At 71.7% G+C, this 22,157-nt stretch carries 21 protein-coding genes; 13 read left to right on the forward strand and 8 right to left on the reverse strand.

What is annotated here, in order from left to right; all coding sequences use genetic code 11:
- Nucleotides 1–7: 7 nt before the first annotated feature.
- The 3 genes from ACGFMK_RS23690 to ACGFMK_RS23700 all read left to right on the forward strand — a co-directional run bounded on the left by ACGFMK_RS23690 (nucleotide 8) and on the right by ACGFMK_RS23700 (nucleotide 2,711).
- Entirely contained in the window at nucleotides 8–598 is a 591-nt protein-coding gene (locus ACGFMK_RS23690; RefSeq protein ID WP_392766937.1) for an STAS domain-containing protein, read from the forward strand.
- A gap of 41 nt (nucleotides 599–639) precedes the next feature.
- Nucleotides 640–1,539 carry a PrsW family intramembrane metalloprotease gene (locus ACGFMK_RS23695; RefSeq protein ID WP_392766939.1) on the forward strand — a complete coding sequence of 300 codons (900 nt, stop codon included), beginning with the start codon at nucleotides 640–642 and terminating at the stop codon, nucleotides 1,537–1,539.
- A 65-nt stretch (nucleotides 1,540–1,604) separates the two neighbouring features.
- Nucleotides 1,605–2,711 (forward strand): hypothetical protein, encoded by a 1,107-nt coding sequence (locus tag ACGFMK_RS23700; protein WP_392766942.1) that lies wholly within the window; start codon nucleotides 1,605–1,607, stop codon nucleotides 2,709–2,711.
- 27 nt (nucleotides 2,712–2,738) lie between these two features.
- On the opposite strand, the gene ACGFMK_RS23705 is transcribed toward ACGFMK_RS23700, so the two are convergent.
- Nucleotides 2,739–3,188, reverse strand: coding sequence for a MarR family winged helix-turn-helix transcriptional regulator (locus ACGFMK_RS23705; protein ID WP_392766945.1), 450 nt, complete (start codon nucleotides 3,186–3,188; stop codon nucleotides 2,739–2,741).
- 91 nt (nucleotides 3,189–3,279) lie between these two features.
- On the opposite strand from ACGFMK_RS23705, the gene ACGFMK_RS23710 reads away from it, so the two are divergent.
- The 4 genes from ACGFMK_RS23710 to ACGFMK_RS23725 all read left to right on the forward strand — a co-directional run bounded on the left by ACGFMK_RS23710 (nucleotide 3,280) and on the right by ACGFMK_RS23725 (nucleotide 5,900).
- On the forward strand, nucleotides 3,280–4,509 hold the full coding sequence (locus ACGFMK_RS23710) for an amidohydrolase family protein (protein ID WP_392766948.1): 1,230 nt from the start codon (nucleotides 3,280–3,282) through the stop codon (nucleotides 4,507–4,509).
- A 160-nt stretch (nucleotides 4,510–4,669) separates the two neighbouring features.
- A complete protein-coding gene (locus ACGFMK_RS23715; protein ID WP_392766950.1) occupies nucleotides 4,670–5,104 on the forward strand; it encodes a DUF6292 family protein in 435 nt (144 codons plus the stop codon).
- Nucleotides 5,101–5,574 (forward strand): DivIVA domain-containing protein, encoded by a 474-nt coding sequence (locus tag ACGFMK_RS23720; RefSeq protein ID WP_392766953.1) that lies wholly within the window; start codon nucleotides 5,101–5,103, stop codon nucleotides 5,572–5,574. Before ACGFMK_RS23715 ends, ACGFMK_RS23720 begins: the two co-directional genes overlap by 4 nt.
- Nucleotides 5,575–5,600: 26 nt before the next feature.
- Nucleotides 5,601–5,900 carry a hypothetical protein gene (locus tag ACGFMK_RS23725; RefSeq protein WP_392766956.1) on the forward strand — a complete coding sequence of 100 codons (300 nt, stop codon included), beginning with the start codon at nucleotides 5,601–5,603 and terminating at the stop codon, nucleotides 5,898–5,900.
- A gap of 21 nt (nucleotides 5,901–5,921) precedes the next feature.
- On the opposite strand, the gene ACGFMK_RS23730 is transcribed toward ACGFMK_RS23725, so the two are convergent.
- Nucleotides 5,922–6,935 carry an AraC family transcriptional regulator gene (locus ACGFMK_RS23730; RefSeq protein ID WP_392766957.1) on the reverse strand — a complete coding sequence of 338 codons (1,014 nt, stop codon included), beginning with the start codon at nucleotides 6,933–6,935 and terminating at the stop codon, nucleotides 5,922–5,924.
- Between the two features lie 142 nt (nucleotides 6,936–7,077).
- Between ACGFMK_RS23730 and ACGFMK_RS23735 the strand changes: the two genes are divergently transcribed.
- On the forward strand, nucleotides 7,078–7,455 hold the full coding sequence (locus ACGFMK_RS23735; RefSeq protein ID WP_392767089.1) for an STAS domain-containing protein: 378 nt from the start codon (nucleotides 7,078–7,080) through the stop codon (nucleotides 7,453–7,455).
- Nucleotides 7,456–7,666: 211 nt separating this feature from the next.
- Here ACGFMK_RS23735 and ACGFMK_RS23740 read toward each other — a convergent pair whose 3' ends face one another.
- Nucleotides 7,667–8,560, reverse strand: coding sequence for an NAD(P)H-binding protein (locus ACGFMK_RS23740; RefSeq protein WP_392766960.1), 894 nt, complete (start codon nucleotides 8,558–8,560; stop codon nucleotides 7,667–7,669).
- Between the two features lie 229 nt (nucleotides 8,561–8,789).
- Here ACGFMK_RS23740 and ACGFMK_RS23745 point away from each other — a divergent pair, with 229 nt between their 5' ends.
- Entirely contained in the window at nucleotides 8,790–9,350 is a 561-nt protein-coding gene (locus ACGFMK_RS23745) for an SMI1/KNR4 family protein (protein ID WP_392766963.1), read from the forward strand.
- Here ACGFMK_RS23745 and ACGFMK_RS23750 read toward each other — a convergent pair.
- From ACGFMK_RS23750 to ACGFMK_RS23765, 4 genes are all read right to left on the reverse strand, one after another.
- A complete protein-coding gene (locus ACGFMK_RS23750) occupies nucleotides 9,347–10,318 on the reverse strand; it encodes a hypothetical protein (protein WP_392766966.1) in 972 nt (323 codons plus the stop codon). The two genes, ACGFMK_RS23745 and ACGFMK_RS23750, sit on opposite strands and share 4 nt — an antisense overlap.
- A 321-nt stretch (nucleotides 10,319–10,639) precedes the next feature.
- Complete coding sequence (locus ACGFMK_RS23755) at nucleotides 10,640–12,544, reverse strand: protease pro-enzyme activation domain-containing protein (RefSeq protein ID WP_392766969.1); 1,905 nt, start codon at nucleotides 12,542–12,544, stop codon at nucleotides 10,640–10,642.
- 108 nt (nucleotides 12,545–12,652) lie between these two features.
- On the reverse strand, nucleotides 12,653–13,519 hold the full coding sequence (locus ACGFMK_RS23760; RefSeq protein ID WP_392766971.1) for a hypothetical protein: 867 nt from the start codon (nucleotides 13,517–13,519) through the stop codon (nucleotides 12,653–12,655).
- Between the two features lie 208 nt (nucleotides 13,520–13,727).
- Complete coding sequence (locus ACGFMK_RS23765; protein ID WP_392766973.1) at nucleotides 13,728–14,282, reverse strand: RNA polymerase sigma factor; 555 nt, start codon at nucleotides 14,280–14,282, stop codon at nucleotides 13,728–13,730.
- 205 nt (nucleotides 14,283–14,487) lie between these two features.
- On the opposite strand from ACGFMK_RS23765, the gene ACGFMK_RS23770 reads away from it, so the two are divergent.
- From ACGFMK_RS23770 to ACGFMK_RS23780, 3 genes are read left to right on the forward strand one after another with little or no spacing between them, the layout of a single operon-like run.
- Nucleotides 14,488–14,859, forward strand: a complete 372-nt coding sequence (locus tag ACGFMK_RS23770; RefSeq protein ID WP_392766976.1) for a GntR family transcriptional regulator — start codon at nucleotides 14,488–14,490, stop codon at nucleotides 14,857–14,859.
- Nucleotides 14,856–15,737 (forward strand): ATP-binding cassette domain-containing protein, encoded by an 882-nt coding sequence (locus ACGFMK_RS23775; RefSeq protein ID WP_392766979.1) that lies wholly within the window; start codon nucleotides 14,856–14,858, stop codon nucleotides 15,735–15,737. Before ACGFMK_RS23770 ends, ACGFMK_RS23775 begins: the two co-directional genes overlap by 4 nt.
- The gene (locus ACGFMK_RS23780; protein ID WP_392766982.1) at nucleotides 15,734–16,429 is read left to right on the forward strand and encodes a hypothetical protein; all 696 of its coding nucleotides are present in this window, start codon (nucleotides 15,734–15,736) and stop codon (nucleotides 16,427–16,429) included. Before ACGFMK_RS23775 ends, ACGFMK_RS23780 begins: the two co-directional genes overlap by 4 nt.
- Before the next feature lie 86 nt (nucleotides 16,430–16,515).
- On the opposite strand, the gene ACGFMK_RS23785 is transcribed toward ACGFMK_RS23780, so the two are convergent.
- A complete protein-coding gene (locus tag ACGFMK_RS23785; RefSeq protein ID WP_392766984.1) occupies nucleotides 16,516–18,963 on the reverse strand; it encodes a glycoside hydrolase family 3 N-terminal domain-containing protein in 2,448 nt (815 codons plus the stop codon).
- A 224-nt stretch (nucleotides 18,964–19,187) separates the two neighbouring features.
- Here ACGFMK_RS23785 and ACGFMK_RS23790 point away from each other — a divergent pair, with 224 nt between their 5' ends.
- Nucleotides 19,188–22,100 carry a hypothetical protein gene (locus tag ACGFMK_RS23790; RefSeq protein WP_392766987.1) on the forward strand — a complete coding sequence of 971 codons (2,913 nt, stop codon included), beginning with the start codon at nucleotides 19,188–19,190 and terminating at the stop codon, nucleotides 22,098–22,100.
- Nucleotides 22,101–22,157 lie beyond the last annotated feature (57 nt).

The raw sequence follows: 22,157 nt of genomic DNA on the forward strand, positions 1-22,157 counted from the left end.
GTCAGGCATGGTCAACGGACTCTCCCTCAACCTCGATCAGCCGGCGTACGCGGCGGCGTTCGCCGAGCTGCACCGCCTCACCGGGCAGGCGCGCGGTGCACCGGCCGAAGTCCCCGGCACCACGGGAAACTTCACGGTCACCTCGACCTTGCGCGACGACCACCACACCGTGGTCACGGTCGGCGGGTCGATCGACGCGCGGGCCCGCCGCCTCCTGGCCGCGCACTTCGCCGGGCTGCTCCACGCCGGCACGCGGCACCTGGTGGTCGATCTGTCCCGGGTCGAGCAGGTGGACGACAGCCTGTTCGAGCTGATGCACCGGGTCGAGGACCGGCTGACGGCGCTGGGCGGCCTGTTCGAGCTGACCGGGCTCGCGCCGCCCGTGCTGTACGCGATGGACGACGTCCTGCTGGGCGAGGTGTTCTCCTGGTACCGCGCCGTCGTCGACGACCCGAAACCGCGGGCCGCGCTGTGGTCGGCTTTGCGCTGCCCGCAAGGGCTCGAGGACGTCGCGGAGCCCGGCTCCGCGGACCGCTACCGGACCTTCATCGACACGGCCGCCCACGGCCGCGGCGAGCGATGGGGGAAGCGCCGGTGAGAGCCGTCACCGAACGACCGAAACGACGTACGTGGCTTCGGATGTTCGGAGCCGGCCTGGTCCTGTGGATCCTGTCCGCGGCCGTCACCTACCTGACCGGGAACCCCAACCTCATCCCCACCCTGGTGCTGCTCGGCAGTTTCCTGGTGCCGGTGACCTTCGTGGCGTGGGCGTTCGAGCGCCGGGACTCCGGCGAGATCACCGCCGAACTCGTGTTCCGCACGTTCGTCGTCGGCGGGGTGCTCGGCGTGCTCGGCGCTTCGGTGCTGGAGACCTACCTGCTGCACCCGTCGACGTGGCTGTACATCGGCGTGGGGCTCATCGAGGAGGCGGTCAAGCTGGCCGCGCTCGCCCTGCTGACCCGGCGCCTGGCCGTGAAGTCCCTGCGCGACGGGTTGATCCTGGGCGCCGCGGTCGGGTTCGGGTTCGCCGCCTTCGAGTCGGCCGGGTACGCGCTGACCGCGCTGTTCACCCCCCAGGGACTGTCACTGGCGGACCTGGTGACCACCGAGCTGTTGCGCGGGCTCCTCGCCCCGGTCGGGCACGGGCTGTGGACCGCCGTGCTCGGCGGGCTCCTGTTCGCGTGGAGCACCCGCGACCACTTCCTCCTCACCACCCGGCTCGTACTGGCCTACCTGGGCGTGTCGCTGCTGCACGCGCTGTGGGACTCGATGTCCGTGATTTCCCTGTACCTCACGCTGCTGCTGACCGGTCAGCCGTGGCAGTACGAACTCCTGCTGCGTGGCCTGCCGGCCGCGCCGACCGGCGCCCAGGTCGGGCTGTACACGACGCTGACCTGGGTGGGCCAGGGCCTGATCGCGGCGATCGGGGTGGTGTGGCTGCTGGTGCTGGTCGCGCGGGCGCGCCGGGAACGGCGGGGCACGCCACCGGCGTGGGCCTACCGCGTGGCGACGTCCCGGCGTCCGGCTCTTCCGCTCTGACCCTCGCCGTGGCCGGCCGGGTGGTTGGCCGCCACCCCCAGGGAAACCGACGAGCGAGGTGACGCATGACCGCACCACCCCAGGTGACCGTCGGGGTGCTGGCCGACAAAGGCCTGCCGGAGCAGGTGATCGCGACGATCGCCGACGACCTCCCCGAAACGTTCGCCACCCGGGTCAGCGGAGAGACGCGGTGGCGGGTGGACCACGAGGTGGACCAGCTGCCGCTGGACGAAGACGGTGACATCCCGATGCGCACGCTGTCGGAGCGCCACCGGCCGGACCGGGGCTGGGACGTGCTGGTCCTGGTCACCGACCTGCCCCGGCGGGCGGGGACGAAACCCGTCGTCGCGGGCGTCGACGTGGAGCACGGTGTCGCGATGATCTCGCTGCCCGCGCTCGGCGCCGTCCTGGTGCGGCGCCGGGTCCGGGCGTTGCTGGTCCGCGTGGTGCGGCAACTGGTGTCGCGGCGGCTCGGGATCGACGGGGACCAGCGCCGGCACGGGATGATGGCACGGTTGCGCGAAGCGCTGGCCCCGACGCAGCGGGTGTCCGGCGAACACCAGTCCGCCGCGACGCACGTGGCTCTGGTCGGGCTGCGGGGCCGGCTGCGGCTGCTGGCCGGGATGGTGCGGGACAACCGTCCGTGGCAGCTCGTCCCCCACCTGGCGGGCGCCACCGCGGCGGCGGCCGGCACCGCCGCCTACGGCGTCATCACCAGTTCGTTCTGGAAGCTCGCGGACGCGCTGTCCCCGCTGCGGCTGGCCGGGATCATGGTGGTCACCGTGGTGATCATGGCGGTGTGGCTGATGGTGTACAACCACTTGTGGGACCGGCCTGCCGAAGGCGTCGAGCGACGCAAAGTCTTGCTGTACAACGTATCCACGGCGGCCACGCTGGCGATCGGGGTGGCGTGCATGTACGCGATCCTGTACGTGGTCGCAATGCTCGCGGCGGCCGTCGTGATCGACAGCGGCTATTTCGCGCAGGCCCTCGGGCACCCGGTCGGCGTGGGCTCGTACCTGAAACTGGTGTGGCTGTGCAGTTCGGTCGGGATCGTCGCCGGTGCGCTCGGGTCGAGCCTGGAGGACGAGGAGACCGTCCGCAAGGCGACCTACAGCCGCCGCGAGCGGGAACGCCAAGAGCACAACCGGCGCGAGCGGGAAGGCAGGTGACCGGCCGGCCGCCGGTGGACGCCGCCGCTACTCGCCGGTCAAGCCCCGGCGGCGAGACCAGGCGCCGGCGTCCGTGACGTAGCGGACGAGGAGCCGACCGAACCGCGTACGGTCCTCGGGCGACCAGGCGGCGGTGATGTCCTCGAACGCCGCGCGCTGGTCGGCGGCGAACCGGGTCCGCTCGGCCTCGCCGCGCTCGGTGAGCTCGAGCACGGTCCGGCGGCCGTCGGCCTGGGACGCCGCCCGCCGCAGCAGGCCCTCGGCGATGCAGGCCGCGACCGTCCGGCTGGCCACCGGCTGCGCGACACCCATCTCCGCGGCCAGGCCGCCGACGGTCATCTCGCCCGGGGCGTCGGCGACCACGTTCAGCACCAGATTGCGGGAGAGGTCCCGGCCCGAGGCCGGCGTGCGACGGCGCAACCGGGACAGGGCGGGCCCGATCTGGTCCAGCAGGGCGTCTTCGGCGGAACTGCTCACCTCACGGATCGTAGTACTCCCCGCATTTGCATGCCAGACGTAAAGTGCATAGCATCGGGTATGTAACTGCGAGCGAGAAAGTGAGCCAGCCATGACCACCACCGCCATCACCGGCGCCCGGATCTTCGACGGCGAGAAGACGCTGGGGGTGCAGACCGTCGTCCTCGACGGCCGGAAGATCCGCCAGGTCGGCGGCGAGATCCCCGAGGGCGCCGAGGTCGTCGACGGCCGGGGCGCGACCCTGCTGCCCGGGCTGATCGACGCGCACGTCCACTCCGCCCCCGGCTCCCAGGCCCTCGCCCTGCGGTTCGGCGTCACCACCGAACTCGAGATGCAGGGCATGAACACCCGCGAGAACCGCGCGCACATCACCGAGGACGACACGGTGGCCGACATCCGGTCGTCCGGCTTCGCCGTCACGCCGCCCGGCGGCCACCCCAGCGAGCTGATGCCGGAAGGCTTCCGGCCGGCCGGGAACCTGCCGCCGGTCATGCCGCTGATGCCGTTCTCCACCACCCCGGACCAGGCCGCCGCGTACGTCCCGCAGCTGCTGGCGCGCGGCTCCGACTACATCAAGTTCATGATCGACGACGGCAGCGTCGAAGGACACCCCGGACTGCCGATGCTCGACCAGGCCACCCTCGACGCGGGCGTCGCCGAGGCCAAGAAGTACGGCGCGCTCACCGTCGCGCACACGCTGACCCTCGACGCCACCCGGATGGCCGCCGAAGCCGGCGTCGACGGCGTCGTCCACCTGTTCATGGACCGGCCGCACACCGCGGAGATCGTGGACCTGATCGCCGACGCCGACATGTTCGTCGTGCCGTGCGTCTGCCTCGACGCGTCGATGATGGGCATCACCGGCAGCGACCTCGCCGACGACCCCCGCGTCGCCCGCCGCCTCGACGCCAAGTGGGAGGAAACCCTGCGCTCCAGCTACGACCGCTATCCGCAGGGCAAGCTCGAAGACGTCCTGGACACCGTCCGCGCACTGGCCGACGCGGGCGTGGACCTGCTGGCCGGCACCGACGCCTCCATGGCGGAGACGTTCTTCGGCGGCCTGGCCCACGGAGCCAGCCTGCATGACGAACTCCGTTACCTCGTGGCCGCCGGACTGACTCCCGCGCAGGCGCTGCGCGCCGCGACGGCGACCACGGCCCGCCGCTTCGGACTCGGCGACCGGGGCCGGATCGCCGAAGGACTCCGCGCCGACCTCCTGCTCGTCGACGGCAACCCGACGGCGAACATCGGCGACACGCTCAACACCCGCGCGATCTGGCGGCGGGGCAGCCGCCTCCAGGATTCGTCATCCCTTCGATGACATCATTCTTGTCATCACTTCGATGACATGTTACAACGGTGGGGCGCGTTGACCAGAGATCGACAAATCCGCCGCCGAGGCCCCGGCGCCACCCCCGACCGGAAGGAAATCCAGGCCTGACGGCCTCGCGGCCCGCTGTCCCAGAAAGGCATCTCCACCCGTGACCGCATCGCTGCACACCCCGACCGGCCACCCCCACCCGGCCTTCACCGCGCTGCAGACCTACCTCGCCGACGTGACCACCGCCCTCGGTGTCGGTCTCGAGTCCTGCACCGTCGACCACGACAGCCCGGTTTCCGCCTACGTCGCCCTCGACGAACACCTGCCCGGCTACCCGGGTCGCGACGTCGCCCTGCTGTGGGACGAAGTCCACGGCTGGGCCGCCGCCATCGAGACCCACTCCGGCGAAGACCTCATCGTCATCCGCTACCTCGGCGGCACCACCGTCACCTCGGTGCCCGGGGACATCACCCGGTTCTTGACGGCGCTGCGCGAGGACGACCATCACCTCGGCCGCCTCGACCCACCCCCCATCCGCGCCGCCGGCACCCTCGCCGAACTGCAGGCCGTCCTCGCCGAGAGGAGAACGGCATGAACTCCCCGGCTCTGCCGCTGCCGGTGAGTTTCGCCCTCGCCGTGCGCGGATACGACCGTGCGCAGGTCGACGAACACCTCGCCGACCTGCACGACGAAATCCGGCTTCTGACCCTCGACCGCGACGCCGCGCTCGCCGAAGCCGAAACCCTGGCCCGGCTCCTCGAAAGCACTCGCGTCGAGGCGGGTGACCTGCGCGCCCGCCTCGACCGCGTCGTCCGCGCCCCGGCCGACCCGGCGGCCGTCGGCGACCGTGTCCAGCGCCTGCTCGAACTCGCCCGTGCCGAGGCGGACACCATCGTCGCCGCCGCCCGCGAACGCGCCGAGGCCATCCTGCGGCACGCCACGACGGCCGAACGGCGCACCGCCGCCCGCCTGCGGGCGATCGACGACCACCTCGCCCGGGCCGAGCACATCCTTGCCGGGGAACCGGGACCCGCGGCCGGCAGGGAAAGGCTCGCCGCCGCCTGACATCCGCGATCACCACGGAGAACGACATGAGCAAGTCCGCGCACGAGGCGGCGGAGAGGATCCTCGCGGCGGCCACCGAAATCGGTACCACTCGGCAAGAAGCCGTCCTGGTCACCCGGGCGGTGCACGCGATCAAGCAAGGCCGCTCGACCGAGGTCGCGCTCACCGACACCGAACAGCACCGGCGCCGGAAGCTGGCCCACATCGCCGGCACGGAGATGTGGGATCCCTGCCTCGACGCCGACGCCGTACTCGCCGCCGTCACCGGGACGAACCCGCCCCCGATGCGCCGCGCGACCAGCGGAAGCGCCGTCGCGGGCGCGTAGTCGCCCGGCTTGCCCCTGCCGTCAGCCGGCTGTCCCCTTCGCCGGGCGCCGGCCGTGCAAGGTTTCCGAGGGCAGGACACCGAACTTGCGGCGGTAGGCGGTCGAGAACCGGCCGGCGTGCAGAAAGCCCCAGCGAGCGGCGACCGCGGCGATCGTCGTGCCGCCGGGGTCGGCCCCCGCGAGTTCGTCGTGCACCCGGACCAGGCGGACATCGCGCAGGTAGGTCATCGGCGGCAGGCCGAACCAGCGCTGGAACCCTTCCTGCAGTGCGCGGACGCTGACCGAGACCTCACGGGCCAAGGTGCTCGAAGTCCACGGCCGACCCGGGTCGTCTTCGATCAGCTCGACGGCCCGGCGCAGGGCCCGGGGCGGAGCCGGGGCCGCCGGCGCGTGCAGGTGGTCGCTGTAGGTGTTCGGCTGGGCCAGCAGCAGGCCGGCGATGGCCAGGCTCTGCAGGTGCGCGGCCGCCGCGGGGTGCTGCGTGATCCCGCCCGGCCGGCCCGCCTCACGCTCCAGCAGGGCCAGCACCTCGAGCCACGACCGCGCCGCCGGCGTGTCCAGGTCCATCGCCGTGGTGAAGCGCAGCCGCTCGCCCAGTGGCCGCCCGAGCTGGCGCTGCAGCTCCAGTTCCAGCTCGTGCCGGTCGATCATGAGGCAGAGCTGGGCGCAGGCGGCTCCCCACCGCAGGTCGGCCGGATAGCCCGGCACGAACACGGCGGCCCGCCCGGGTCCGGCGAACACCGGTTCCGACGAGCCGCAGCGCTGCTCGGAACGTCCGGTGACCGGGATGTTGACGTGGTAGTTGCCGGCGTCGACCGTGCCGAGCCGGACCGCGCTCCCGTAACGCAGGTAGCCCGCGGTCACCGCGCCCACCCGGACCGCGTTGAGCCGCATGTCCAGGTCGATCCCGCGGTCCAGCACCTCGAGCCGATGGGGCAGGTACGTCCGGGTCACCGCTTCGTGCGCTTCGTCGACGTCCAGCGCGCGAGCGACCGGGTGCCCGGGCAGCAGCTCCGTCTGAGGCAGGCCCGTCACCAGCCGAACAGTAATCGCCTCGTCACGCTCACGCCAACGCGGGCACCGGACAGGGTGCCGCGCGAATCGGCTGTGCCGGAGCGGCCCCGGGCACTTCACTGGAGCGGCTGGGGTAGCTACCGCGGGGAGAAACGTGCTGGTGATGGACCCGGACCCGTCGATGACGCGGTCCGTGCAGGTCGAGCCGCTGGACCACGTGCGGCCGGGCGCCTGTCTGCTGCGTCCACGCGGTCCCTTCCACGCGCGGACCGGGATCGAGCTGATGGCCGTCATCGACGGGCGGCGGGCGCACGCCCTCGATCTGCTGATCCTCGACCTGACCGAACCGGGCACCTTCGGTCCGGTGGCCCTCCAGATCGTCGTGCAGATCGCGATGGAGCTCCGCCGCGTCGGCGTCGGGCTGCGGCTGGTCGGCTCGGAACCGGCCGTCGGCTCGCTCTTGACCGTGGCCGGCGTGCGGTCCCTGTTCACCCTGCACGGCACGGTCGGCGAAGCCCTCGACAACCTCGGAGCCCGGTGATCGCTCGGTCGCCGTCAGGTTGAGGTGACGGTCCGGGCGCGGCCCGGGTTTCCGGGCCGGCCAGGACCGCGACGACGAACACCAGGGTCGCGCCGGTCCGCCGGATGGTCCGCTGCTCCGAGTCGCCGAGGTACTCCGACAGCCCCATCGCACCCAGCCCGTCGGCGAACAGGTTCAGCGTGTCGTCGATCTGCTGGGGAAGGCACGGGACCTACCCCTGCGTCCCGAGGACGGCGGGCTTGAGGACCTCCTCGCACCACGCCCGGAAGCTGGTGGGCGTCCCGGTTTCCGGGGTGCGCGCCACACCGTTGTCGAGACCGGCGTCCTTGGCCAGGGCCATGGCGAGCATGCCCTCGGCCATGGCCTCCGACATCCCGGCCCGCATCATCCGGTCCTGGTAGGCCGGCCCGGGAACCTGCTGGAACCGGATCGGCCGCCGCAGCACCTCGGACATGATCCGGGCCATGTCGTCGAAGGACAGATCCTGCGGGCCGAGCAGCGGAACCTCGGCCACTCCGGTCCAGGACGTGTCGATGAGCAGGCCGGCGGCGACGGTGGCGACGTCCTGGGTGGCGCACGACGGGAGCTTGCGGTCCCCGGAGATCGGTGAGGTGAACCTGCCCTCGTTCTTGATCAGTGCCGCTTGGCGGGCGATGTTGTCCATGAACGAGGGCATCGTCAGCGCGCGGTAGTGCACGCCGGTACTCGCGATCAGGTCGTCCATCGCCAGCGACGCCGTCACGTTCCCGGCTGCGCCGGCCGGCGCGGTCGTGCGCCCCAGAGCCGAGACGCCGACCACCCGCGCGACCCGGTGGTGTTCCAGCGCTTTGCACGCCGGTCCGCTGAAGCCGACGTAAGCGGCCTCGACGCTGAGCGCGCGGGGATCCGCCGGCACGAGCCAGAAGACGGCGTCGGCGCCGTCGAACGCCTCGGTGACGACGTCGGAATCTCCGTGGGAGCCCTCGACGACTTCGATGCGTTCGCGTGTCTCGGCGGGAAGGCGGGACGGGTCGCGGGAGATCACCCGGACCGGCGCGTTGCGGGCCAGGAGGTGGTCGAGGACCTGGTGGCCGATCTGACCGGTGGGCGCGGTGACGACGATCATGGGACTCCTCGGAGGACGTGGCGGCGGACTCAGGCCGGATTCCCGCCCGAGCGCACGAAAGTGTTACCCCGCAAGGAAACGTGGCTCGCGTGGCGTGATGATCATGCCGGGTGATCGTGGCGGTCGATCGTCGCGAGGGCGGGGACTGGGCACTGCGGCGCTGTCCACCGCAGCCTACGCGCGATCGGGGCTCACGGCGGCGTTCACCACCCCGGATAGCATGTGCCGCATGCCCGACGCACCGGTGACTCCGGCTGACTGGCAGAGGTTTCTGCGCAGCTACAGCGAAGACTTCCTGCGGGTCGATTCCGGAGCGGAGTTGACGGATTTCACGAGCACCCAACTCGCGGACGGCTGGCTCGGGTATGCCCCGGCCACCGAAGAGGAGGTCGGCGCGCTCGAACAGCGCCTCGACGTGCACCTGCCGCCCAGTTACCGGAATTTCCTGCTCACCAGCAACGGGTGGAGCGGCGTGCCCTTCGCGATCCGGGAGCTGTGCACGACCGACGAGGCCGGCTGGCTCGCCGAGGTGGAGGCGGACTTCCTGGAGGCGTGGTCGGAGTTCGGCCCCGCAGACGTCGTCGAGCTGGCCGAGCGGTCCCTGCTGGTGTCATGCCCCCGGGAGGGCGACTTCTGGCTGCTCGACCCGGGCACGATCGGACCGGGCGGCGAGTGGACCGCGTACAGCTGGTTCTCCAACGACGGTATCCCGCCGCAGCCACACGCCGGTTTCGGCGCCCTGCTGCTCAACGCCCGCGAGGAGTACGAGAACCGCTGCCCGCCGGCCTAGGTACACGGAATGCCCTCCGCGAAGGTCGTGGGTACGCGCACGGGCGACCAGGGCACGCTCAGCGTCCACTCGCCGAGGGCCTTGACGAAGCCTTCGTCATCGCCGGGCCGCAGGAAGGCGACCACGTCGGACTGCAAACCGGAGCGATCTGAACGGGTGATCACCATCGGCTCGAACGGGCTTGTCTCCTGGCGGTGCCGGTGTCCGGAAGGGGCCACGACCCAGAAGACGTCGTCTTCAGTGGCTGCGGCACCTCGAGGCACTTCGAGGTGGGCACAGGGGTCGGGGTACGCCTTCGCACTCGCGTGGCCTCCGGTTTTTCGGCACGCCGCGACCAGTTGTTCGATCCGTGTCAGCCGGTCCCGGGCCGCCCACCGCTCGGCCAGCGAGCGGTCGCTTCCCCACGCGCCGACCAGCCATCCGGCCGCGCCGTCCGGCAGCGGGCCGGATCGCCCGTTCCCCAACGCGCGGGTGACTTCGAGGACCTGCCAGGCGCGGGACGCCCGGTCCGCCGGTTCCCGCGGGAAAGGCAGCACCCGGAGCGCTTCGGCCCGGCCGGCGGCGTCGGCGGTGAGTTCGTCGGCGACGGTGAGCCGTTGGGCTCTGCTCAGCTGCGGCAGCACGTCCGGAAGGCAGGAGTGCAGCATGTCGGTCACGTCGTAGAAGCTCCACTGGCTGACGTGGCGGTAGCCGGTTCCGGCCAGACTGATCTGCGGGATGGTGTCCTGGGGGCCGCGCAACTGGCTGATGAGCTCGGTGATGCCGGCCTCGATGACCGGATGGGTGTCGAGCCAGGGTGCCGCGTCCCACGCGCCCTCGGACAGATGCGTCAGGTAGGCGGCGAGATCGCCGGCCATGTCGCCGTCGTCGAGGGTGGTGACCTTCTGCGTGTGATCGCTGTACATTCCGGGCCAAGTGGCGAGAACGGAGAAGCGGCGGCGGGAGGCCAGAACGCTGTAACTGGTCAAGCGAATCTCCTGAGCGCGGACCACTGACGACGCCGGCCGTCAGGGCGGCACCGTCTGCAAGTGAGGGGTCCGGGAGCCCCGCGGCGCGACCGCCAAGCCAATCCGTGGGCGAGAGTTTAGCCCATCGCGGACCTGCACTTCCACGCACGCTCCACGTCGACGTGGTCACCCGGGACGGGTGGCCGCCGCCTCTCGGCACTGCGCACAGGGTCAGCGGCACCACGTGCCGGACGGTGTTCCCCTTGCCCGGCAACAGGACATCGGCCGGGGAACCGTCCATGGCGGACAGCATCCGCACGGTGGCCTTTGTGGCTACGGCCCTCACCGGAATGATTCGATCAGGGTTCGGGTGGGCGAGCCGAGCCCGGTGGCCGTGTTGTAGCCGGGTGCGAACTCGAGGTCGGCGTTCGCGTACTGCCCGGGAGTGACGAGGGTGACCTGGCCGCGGCGGCTGACGGCGAAGGCGATCGTGTGCGGGGTGCCCGCCGGGTTGTCGTGGATGGCGTGGAACAGGTGGCGGCGGGCGTAGAGAGCCGGGTTGGCGAAACCGAGCGGACCGTGGACCTGCACGAGGAGGGCTTCGACGCCGGCGAACAACGGGGACGCAAGGCTGGTGCCGCCGCCGTTGTCCTCGGTGTAGCCGAGGTTGCCGCTCAGGTCGTACCCGGTCGTCCCGATGAGCAGGCCGAGGTCCGGGTCGGCGAGGGCGGAAACGTCGGGGACGGTGCGCATCGGTGGGGTGCCGGCGAAGGTCGCGGGTACGACATCGTGTTGGTAGGAGGGCTGGCCGAACACGGTGCCGGTGCCACCACCGGTCGCGCCTCTCTGGTAACCGGGTGGTTCGTCTTCCCAGCGTGTGCCGTCCGCCGACAGGTCCGTGTTCTCGGTCGCCCAGACGACTTCCCCCTGGTACCTGTTCCGCGGGCCGATGACCAGGGTGGTGCCGCCCACCCCGGTGACCCAGGGGCTGGACGCCGGATATTCGACGGACCTCACACCGTCGACGAGGCCACCACCGGAGTCGCCGCTGGCGAAGTCGACGGTGATGCCTTCGACGGCCGCCTCCTGGAACAGGCGCTCGTACGCCGCGATCGCGTCGGGCGCCGAGCCGGGGGTGCGGCCGACCATGATCGAGCCTGACACGACATCGGCCAGGCGATGGTCCACGATGGTTCCGATCCCGTCCAGCACCCGGTCTCCCCACGTGGCCGAGGAGCCGACCACGTAGGCGATGTTCGCGTCCGGGGCCATCGCGTGCGCGGCCTGGATGTCCATGCCGAACTCGCCGCTGGCTTCGCTCGTACCGGCGCCGGGCGCGACGTACGCGGTGAACTGACCTGGCGCGAAGGTGGGCTCGCCGTGTTCCGCGGCGAAGCGGTTCGCGTCGGCCAGGGCGTTGACCGCGTAGGTGGAGCCGACGATGCCGATGGTCACGCCCTTGCCGGTGAGCCCGGTGCCGGTGATCCCGTAGGCGTCGCGTACCTGCTTCGGCGTGTAGCCACACGGGGCCCACTGGACGAGATGCCCGTAGGCAGCGGGGAGAGTGGTGGCCGGCGTGTCACCGAAGTAGGCGGGGCACGGACTGGACGGCGTATCGGCCCGGCCGGTGACTTTGTCCGGCGCGAACGTCCGTTCCTCCGGCGGAGGGCCGTCGGCGGAGGGCTTGCTGGGCTTGTCGCCGGCGGTGAGCCCGGTGACGGCGAGCACGTCGGCCGCCACGGTGATCGGATCCACCGCCGCGCGGAACTGCCGCTCCCCTGCGGTGTAGTTCGCGAACCGCGTGCCGAAGGCGGCGGTCGCCTGGGCCACCGTTCCGTGGACGACGACGCCCCGCGAGCCGGCCAAGTCGATCGACAGACCGGTGCCGCGCAGCCAGGTGGTGACCGCGTCGATCCGGTCCGGTGCGGGACCGAAGCGGGCACGTGCCTGCTCGGGGGTCAGGAAGTGGCCGTAGCGGGGGTCGGCCGGGTCGGACACCGCGCGCGCGTAGCCGGCCAAGCCGTCGGCGTCGCCTTTGAGAAACACCTGGGCGCTGAGGTGCGTGGACGGATCGGTCGGTCCGATCCGAGTGGCCTCACGGACCACTTGGTCGGCCACGGTGTCGGTCGGATGCGCCACCGGCACCCGATCCGGCTGGTCCGCCCGGGCGGTGCTCGCCCCGGGAAGGCTGACGACCACGGCGACGAGACACGCCGGCACCGCATGGAGGTGGCGTCGCTTCCGCATTTCTCTCCTTTGTGGACACGGGGCGATCTTGCGCGAATCAGACGGTCCCCAGTGGACCTGACCGTGCGGACGTGCTTGCCCGCCCGCACGGTCGAAGCCGGTGTCCGGTCAGAACTTGCCGGCCGCGATGTCGGCGACCTTCACCCGGGAGGATTCGTAGGTCTGGGGAGGCGACGGCTTCTCGCCCGGGGCGGTCTTGCCCGTCTCGGAGCGGATCGGCAGACCGGTCTGGGCGTTGATCGTCAGCACGTACTCGTAGTGCCCGGCGAACAACGCGGATCCGGCCGTCAGGATCAACACGGCCTGTCCGTCGACGATCGCCTTGCTGACACGGACATCCGGAATGGTGGAGAGCAGGCGGAGCACCCCGGCCCGGACCTCCGGGTTGGCCGCACCCACGGTGAGGGCGCTGAAGCTGTTGCTCCACAGGACGCCGTTGATGCCGTCCTCCAGAGCCTTGCCCGTGGGCCGCGGCCGCGGCTGCGGGTCCTTGATCCCCTTCGCCTTCAGAAGCGGAATCAACTCGGCCTGAGCCTTGTCCCATGCTTTCTGTGCTTCGGCCGGGCCGAGACCCACCCCCCACGCGTTGGGGGCCGCGTTGATCATCTGCACCCGGGCCTTGTCGAGATCGCTGCTCGCCGCGAAACGCGCGGCCGCGACCACCGAGGAGTTGTAGGAAACCGCGAGGTCGTCGCCACGGACGACCGCCCTGGTCAGAGCACTCCGCTCGTCGGCGAAGAAGATCTTGCCCGTGTCGGTGTACACGGTGTAGACGGGGTACGGCTTTCCGTCGGGCGCGATCTTGCTGCTGACGACCAGCGAGGCGTCTCCCGGCACCGAACCGGCGGTCACCTTGACGTTCGCCGCCAGGGTCACCAGCCCGGGCTCCACCACGGGCGCCTGGGCGGTCGGGTCGGCCGGCGGCGCCGAGGTCGCCGAGGTCACCGACACGACGACCACCGCCGCCGCGGCCACCCCCACCACCCCCGCGCCCACGCGGAAGCCCCGAGTCCGGGTGAACCGCTTCTTCCGCGCCGGAGCGGCGACCAGGTTCGGCCTCTCGGCCGTGACCATCGCTGTCTGCAGCGCCGCCCTGGCCCGCTCGAACGCCTCCGGCCGCACGGGCGCCACGTCCTTCACCTGCTTGACCAAGTCCATCTCATCCATGTCGGCAAGCTCTCTTTCACAAAGTGGGGATCTTCAGCAGAGCGGCGACTTCCGGCGCGTTCCGCAGTTCTTTCCTGGCCTCGTGCAGCAGGCGGCGCGCAGTGCCCGCCGGTATGACGAGCACCCGCGCGGCTTCGGCGGCGGTCAGGTCCTCCCAGGCGACGAGGGTCAGTACCTCTCGTTGCTCCGGCTTGAGCTTCGCCAGGGCCGCACGCAGCAGCGTCTGGATGTCCACCCGGACGTCCACCGCGGGCCACGGGTCCCACCCGCCGGCCACGTCCGCGACTTCCGGCACGAGATCCTCGGCCGTTTCCGACCGCCAGTGACGCCGCAGCTTGTTCAGCGCCACGCCGTACAGCCACGGCCGCGCACTGTCGAACGACCGGTCGTAGGTCCGCCGGGACTCGTAGGCCGCCACCCACACGTCGCCGAGCAGGTCCTCGGCCGTGTCACGCCCCACTCGCCGGGCCAGGTACGCACCGAGCGCGACCTCGTGGCGGCAGACCACCTCCACGAAGGCGTTCCTGTCGCCGTTCAGCGATCGGCTGATCAGTTCCGCGTCTGACGCCATGCAACTCCTCGGTCCGCCTTGCCCTGCCACCCTGTGCTTGCCAACCGGCCCCGAAAGTGTTCAGCAGGTCGTTCCGGCCGTCCCGGGACTGGCCACCGGCCCGTCAGGCGCGAGGCTGTCCGACTGCTCGCACCGCTTGACAAGACCCGGTCCGAGCCTCCATGGTTAGTTACATGAGTAATGAACCGACGAACCGCCACACGCGGTGGTCGGCGTGAAGGACGACGGGCGGCCGCTGTTCCTTCAAGTCGCCGAGCAGATCGAGAACTCGATCGTCGACGGCAGCCTGGCCGCGGACACGCAGGTGCCGTCCACCAACGAGCTCGCGGCCTTCCACCGGATCAATCCGGCGACCGCGGGCAAAGGCATCAACCAGCTCGTCGCCGACGGGATCCTCTACAAGAGACGAGGCATCGGCATGTTCGTCGCCCCCGACGCCCGCACCCAGCTGCTTCAGCGGCGGCGCCAGGACTTCACGCGGCAGTTCCTCGCCCCGCTGATGACCGAGGCGAGCAAGCTCGGCATGGATGCCGAGGACATCAAGAAGCTGATCGACGTCTGGGAGCCGCAGGGATGAACGTGGTGCGCACAACCGGGGTGAGCAAGCGCTACGGCCCGCTCGCCGCGCTCGACGGGGTGAGCGTGGAGCTGGCCGAGAACACGATCAACGGCCTGCTGGGCCGCAACGGCGCCGGCAAGACCACGCTGATGCGGATCCTCACCGGGCAGGCGTTCGAAACGAGCGGCACGGTGGAGGTCTTCGGGCAGCACCCGTACGAGAACGCCGACGTGCTGTCGCGGGTCTGCTTCGTCAAGGAAAGCCAGCACTACCCGGAGAAGTTCCGGGTGAAGCACGCGCTGCTGGCCGCGCGGCTGTGCTACCCGAACTGGGACGGCGCCTTCGCCGCGGCGCTGCTGGCGGACTTCGCCGTCCCGGCCGGCCGGCTGCTCGGCAAGCTCTCGCGTGGCCAGCTCTCGGCGGTCGGGGTGATCATCGGGCTGGCCGCACGGGCCCCGCTGACGTTGTTCGACGAGCCCTACCTCGGCCTCGACGCCGTCGCACGCCAGCTGTTCTACGACCGGCTGCTCGCCGACTACGCCGAGCACCCGCGCACGGTCGTGCTCTCCACGCACCTGATCGACGAGGTCAGCGACCTGATCGAGCACGTCGTGCTGCTCGACCGCGGCCAGGTGCTCATCGACGCCGACGCGGAGGCACTGCGGGGCGAGGCCGTCGCGGTCACCGGGCCCGCCGACGCCGTCGAGCGGTTCGCCGCCGGATACCAGGAGCTGCACCGCGAACGGATCGGCGGCGCCCTGCGCGTCACCCTCACCGGCGCCCCCGACCGGCCCGAACCCGGACTGGACTTCGAGCCGGTTTCGCTGCAGCAGCTGGTCGTCCGCACCACCCAACGCCACGGCGGGCCGGTCGCCGCCGGAAGGGAAACCCGATGACCCGCGTGCTCGACGTCGCCCGGATCCAGCTCGTCCACTGGCCCACCCTGCTCGCCTACCCCCTGATCCTGCTCGCCGCGATGCCGCTGCTGGGCTGGGGCATCGACATCTCCAACGGCGAAACCGCGGCCGCCGCCCACGAGATCTACCTGCTGCCGGCGATGTGGGGCCTGGTCGCCCCCGCGCACCTGCAGACGATGACGCAGATCTTCCCCTTCACGCTGGGGCTCGGCGTCACCCGCCGGACGTTCGCCGCGGCCACCGCCCTGGTCGTCCTCGGCCAGGCCCTGCTCCTCGGGCTCGGGCTGGTGGCCTTCGACGCCGTCGAGCGGCTGACCGGCGGCTGGGGCCGGCACGCGCGGATCTTCGGGCTGGACGTGTTCGGTCAAGGCGACCCGCTCACGCGGTGGCTTGTCTACAGTGGACCGCTGATCGCGGTGTCCGCGGTCGCGGTGGTGGCCGGCGTGGTGTTCCAGCGCTGGCGGCAGAACGGAATCTACCTGGCGCTCTTCGCCGGCGCCTTGCTGCTGGCCGGGGTCAAGGTTCTGGTGACCGCGCAGCGCTGGTGGCCCTCGATCACCGGTTTCCTCCGCGGCCAGCCGTCGCTGGCCCTCTTCACCGCCTACCCCGTGGTGTTCGCACTGGCACTCGGCGGCGCGGCGTGGCTGGTTTTGCGGCGCGCGACCGCCTGAGCCGCTCACCGCGGTCAGCGACGAGGAACCGAGCCTGGGCCGGTATCGCGGGGCGACGCGCCGGCGTCGCCCCGCCACCGCCCGTGCTACTGGATCAGGAACGGCGCGGACACGTCCACCGCGTACGGCGTCGTGCCGTTCTTGTCCAGCTGCAGCACATAGCTTCCCGGCACCACGGTGGGTGGGCCGGACGCGTTGATGTCCGTGCCGCTTTCGGCCAGCGTGGCCGTCGGGAAGGACACGCGCACGACCTGGGACCGGCCCGGGTCGAGCGTCACCCGCGCGAAGCCGACCAGCCGCTGCGGCGGGACGACCACCGGGCTCACCGGCTGGGCCACGTAGACCGGCACGATGTCGGTGCCGGCGCGGGTCCCGGTGTTGGTGACGGTGAACGTCGCGGTGGCCGTGCCGTCGCGCGCGACCTTCGGCGTCACCGCCAGGTTCGTGTGGGTGAACGTCGTGTACGACAGGCCGTAGCCGAACGGGAACTGCGGGTTGTACGCGTTCCCCGGACCGGATGCCGTGCTGGGCAGCTGGTCGAAGAACTTCGGCTGGTCCCCCAGCGGGGACGGGGCCGTGCCGGCGAAGTCGGCGCCGACGGCCGGCGCGTCGGACGGCCAGCTGATCGGCAGCTTGCCCGCCGGGTTCGTCTTGCCGAACACCACATCCGCCACGGCCGTGCCGGCTTCCGTGCTGCCCTGGTAGGCCATCAGCACCGCGTTCGCCTTCTCCGCCGGGCCGAGCCCGACCGGCCGGCCCGCGACGACCACGACGATCACCGGCTTGCCGGTCGCCTCCAGTGCCGAGACGAGGGCCTGCTGGTCGGGCGCCAGGGCCGGCGCCGGGTTGTCGCCCAGCCCTTCCGCGTAGGCCTTCTCCCCCACCACCGCCACGTAGGCACTGGTGTCCGCCGCGGCCGCGACGGCGCTGGCCTGGTCCGGCGCGTAGACCGCCGCCGGGTCCGCGGCGCGGATGCCGCCCAGCACGGTGGTGCCCGGCGGGATCTGGTTGTCGGGGCCCATGCAGCACACGTGCCCGGCACCCGCCACGCCCTGCCAGCTCACGCTCCAGCCGCCGAGCTGGTTGGTCATCGAGTCCGCGCTCGGGCCGGTCACCACGACCTTCGCGCCGGCCGGCAACGGCAGCGCGTTGTTCTCGTTGCGCAGCAGGGTGATCGACTCCCGCGCGGCCTTGGCCGTCTGATCACGGCCCGCGGTGACGGCGGCGTTGGCGGCGTTCGCGTCGACGCACGGTTTCGCCGGGTCGGCCACGCACGGCTGGTCGAACAGGCCGAGCTGGAACTTCAGCGTGAGGATGCGGCGCACGGCCTGGTCGATCCGCGCGCGCGGGATCTTGCCCGTGTTCACGGCTTGCAGGATCGCGGTCTGCCACCCGGCCGGGTCGGAGACCTGCATGCTCATGTCGACGCCCGCGTTCACGGCGGCGGCGATGGCACCCGGAAGATCCGCCGCGATGTGGTAGGCGGTCTGCAACGCGGTGACGTCCTGGTAGTCGCTGATCACGACGCCCGGGAAGTGCATCTGGTCGCGCAGGACGTCGGTCAGCAGGTAGTGCGACGAGGTGGCGGGAACGCCGTTGATCGAACCGGAGTCGACCATCACCGTCCCGGCGCCCGCGTCGATCCCGGCCGCGTACGGCGGCAGGATCGTCGTCTGGAGGTAGTTCATGGGCAGCAGCGCCTCGGTCCGGTCGTGGCCGTTGACCGACTGCGAGTAACCGGCGAAGTGCTTGACCGTCGCGCTGACGTTCAGCTCACCGCGCTTGCCGGGCGTCTGCATACCCTTGATGTTCGCGGCGCCCATCGCGGCGGCCAGGGCCGGTTGCTCGGCCCACGTCTCGTAGGTGCGGCCCCACCGGTTGTCGCGCGCGATGTCCTGGACCGGGGCGAAGTCCCAGTTCCAGCCGGTGGCGCGCAGGGCGTCCGCGGTCGCTTTGCCCCCGGTCTGCGCGAGCGCGGGGTCCCAGGTGGCGCCCATGCCGATGGACTGCGGGTACAGCGGCGCCTGCCACGGGTGGCCGAAGCCGTGCACCGCGTCGACGCCGAACACCACCGGGAGGTGCAGGCGCGAGTTCTTGATCGCGAACTGCTGGATGATGTTGTACTCGGTGGCCCAGTCGTAGCCGGTGTTGCCCACGCCGCCCTTGCCCGTGGTGTCGACCGGATTGTCGGTGCCGCCCGCGAGAACCGAGCCGACGTTGGCGTCGACCAGGATTTTCCGCATGCACACGGGATTGGGCAGGTTGAAACCGTTGTTCCCGCACGTCGTGCCGTCGGCGTCGGTCAGCGTGCCGACCAGCTGCTGGTCCATCTGGCCGACCTTCTCGGGCAGCGTCATCGCGTGGAGCAGCGCCTCCACCCGCGCCGGGACCGGGCGATGGGTGTCCAGCCAGGGCGCGGCGCCCGGATCGACGGCGGCACTGCTACTGGCGGTGAACGCGGGAACCGCGAGTGAGATCGCCGCCGCGAGCGTCGTGACGGTGGCGCGGATACTGCGTCTGTGGTTGCGGAACACCTGACCTCCTTCAGCCGTGGTCGGCGTGGACCGGCCGCATGGGTGCGAGCGCACCGTAGGACCGTCCGCCTGGGCTGTAAAGCGCCGAACGGTGGCCGGGCGTTCGTTTCTACACACCGTGAAGTAAGCGACGACCCGTGTCGGCTTCCCGGCCGGGCGCCGGCGGCGCCAGGGCAGCCGGCCCTCTTGAAGCCGCTCGAGCGCTTGGTGAACAATCCTCCGCCATGACGCTGAGTCCGACCTTCATCGACTTCTCGGCCGTACCTCCTCGCACGGTGAACGCCTCGGTCGAAGCGCACGGGGCGGGCGACGCCGGGAACCACTGGGTCATCGGCGCGGGTGGCGGGGTACGCATCGGGTTCTCCGGCGATGCCCAGGCCGACGAGGTGACGCTGAAGATCCGTGCGCTGGTGTCGAAACTCGGGCCGGTCGTGGGATTCGCGCCGCTGGACGTCCTGGTCAACGGGCAGGTCGTGATCGAGCGGTTCCGCATCCCCGGCGGCGGCGACCTGCCGCAGACGATGACGTTCGTGGTACCGGGTGACTGGCTGCTCGGCGACAACACGCTGGAAGTGCGCAGCGCCGAGGACTCCCGCTCGATGCTGTGGCTCTACGACGTCCTGCTGGAATCGGTCTGGGACCGCGACGCCGCGGAACGGGCCATGCTCGCCGACGGCGCCCGGGAAGCGGCGTTCACCTACGACACCCAGCACTCCGACGGACCTCAGTGGGACTGGGAACCGGGACCCCGGCTGCGGTTGTGGATCGACAGTGGCCAGGACGCGCTCCCCGGGGAGCTGACCTGGCGCGGCGCGGACGGCAGCGAAGGCGCGGTCGCTTTCGCGCGGGAGATGGGCACCTTCCTCGGCCACGTCCGGACCGCCGACGGGCGGTGGTCCCAGTTCCGCGGCGACCTGGCCGAGCGCACCGCGCGCCCCGCCGGGCCGGCGTGGCGGTTCACCACCGCCGTCAGCTGGGACGGGACCTGGCACGGCGCCGGCGAGCTGGGTGTCAACGTGGACACCGGGGGCGCGCCGATCGAGCGGCTGGGCTGGCGCGACCAACGCGGCAACCTGGCCTCGATCGGGCTGGCCGGCGACGGCGCGTCGTTCCTCGGGTTCACGCAGCGCGTCGACGAGGGCCCGATCGGGTACCGCGGCACGCTGGTCCGGCCGGCCCCCGAGGTCGACGTCAAGGCCGGTCCGCTCGTCGACGTCCGCGTGGACGAGACTCCCCGCGACGACGGCAGCCGGCCGTGGTCGAGCCCGCTACGGATTCAGGCGCCGCACCAGGGTCCGGTCGTGTCGATCACGGCTGTGCGGCTGGACGACGGTCGCGCGCTGATGGTGACCGGTTCGAAGGACGGCGTGCGCCGCTGGGACGCCGTGACCGGACAGGCCGTGGGCGACCCGCTCACCGGCGCCGGCTGGGCCTGGGCGCTGACCAGCACCCGCCTGACCGACGATCGCGTGCTGATCGTCGGCGGCTTCAGCGACGGCACGATCCGCCGCTGGGACGCGGAAACCGGCCGTCAGGTGGGGACTCCGCCACCCCGGACGGGATGGGTGCGGTCACTGACCACGCTCCGGCTCCCCGACGGGCGAACCCTGATCGTCAGCGGCTCCGACGACGGAACCGTGTGCCGGTGGGACGCGACGACCGGCCAAGCCGTGGGCGAACCCCTCATCGGACCCGCCGCCTCCGCCTTGTCCGTGGCCGCGGTCGAGGCGGGCGACGACCGCGCGGTCATCGTCGGCGGTTTCGGCGACGGCACGATCTTCCGCTGGGACGCGGAAACCGGAGAGCCCACGGGAGAACCGCTCACCGGGCACACCGGTCCGGTGTGGTCGCTCGCGGCGGGCGACGGGCTGGTCGTCAGCGGCGGGGCCGACGGCACGGTCCGGCGGTGGGACGTGGTGGCAGGCAGGGCCGTCGGTGAGCCGCCGGCCGGGCGCCCCGGCGCGGTGCGGTCGGTGACCATGGTGGCGCTGCCCGAGGGGCGCGAGCTGATCGTCAGCGGCACCGAGGGCGGAACGGTCTGCCGCTGGGACGCGGCCACCGGGGAAATCGTGGGTGAGCCGCTCACCGGGCACACCGCTCCGGTGCGGGCCCTGGCCACCGTCGTCCTCGACGACGGCCGGACGGTGCTCACCAGTGGCTCCGACGATGGCACGGTCCGCCGCTGGGACGCGGAGACCGGCGAACCGGTGGGTGCCTCGCTCGCCGGGCACAACGAGATGGTGACGTCGCTGGCCATGGCCGAGGGCCGCCCGCTGGTCGTCAGCGGGTCCGTCGATCGCACGGTGCGCCGCTGGGACGCGCTGACCGGCGAGGCCGTGGGCGAACCGCTCGCCGGCCACACCGACGGCGTGCGGGCGGTGGCCACGGTCGCCCTCGACGACGGCCGGACACTGGTCGTCGGCGGCGCGGCCGACCACACGGTCCGCCGCTGGGACGCGGAAACCGGCGACCCGGTCGGCGAACCGCTGACCGGTCACACCGGCATCGTGATGTCCCTGACGACCGCCCGGCTGAGCGACGGCCGGGCGCTGATCGTCAGCGGTGCCGGCGACCACACGATCCGCCGCTGGGACGCGGAGACCGGCGCACCGGTCGGCGAACCCCTCACCGGCCACGGTGGCACCGTGCGCTCGCTGGTCACGGTCCCCGCGGCCGACGGCCGCACCCTGATCATCAGCACGGCCGACGACAAGACGTTCCGCCGCTGGGACGCGGAAACCGGTTCACCGGTCGGCGAACCACTCCCCAGCCACGGCACCACGGCCCCCGTGGCGGCCGGGGTGTGCGACGGCCGGACCCTGCTCGTCAGCGGTGCCGGGGACAACACCATCCGCCGCTGGGACGCCCTGACCGGTGAACCGGCCGGCGAGCCACTGACCGGCCACACCCGATCGGTGACCTCGGTGGCCGTGGTTCGGTTGGGCACCGGACGCACGGTGGTTCTCAGCGCCGCCGCGGACGCCACCGTGCGGCGCTGGGACGCGGCGACCGGCGCACCGGTGGGCGAGCCGCTCGTCGGCCACACCCCCGCCATACTGTCGGTGGTGGCCGGCGAAACCGCCGGCGGCGGAGCGCTGGTGGTCGGTGGCTCCGGTGACCGGTCGATCGTGGTGTGACCGCTGGGCCCGGACGGCCTGCTGGACGAAGAGTCCACAGTAGAAACGCGGGGAGGC

The organism is Amycolatopsis sp. NPDC049252 (assembly GCF_043197175.1).
Taxonomy (GTDB): Bacteria; Actinomycetota; Actinomycetes; order Mycobacteriales; family Pseudonocardiaceae; genus Amycolatopsis.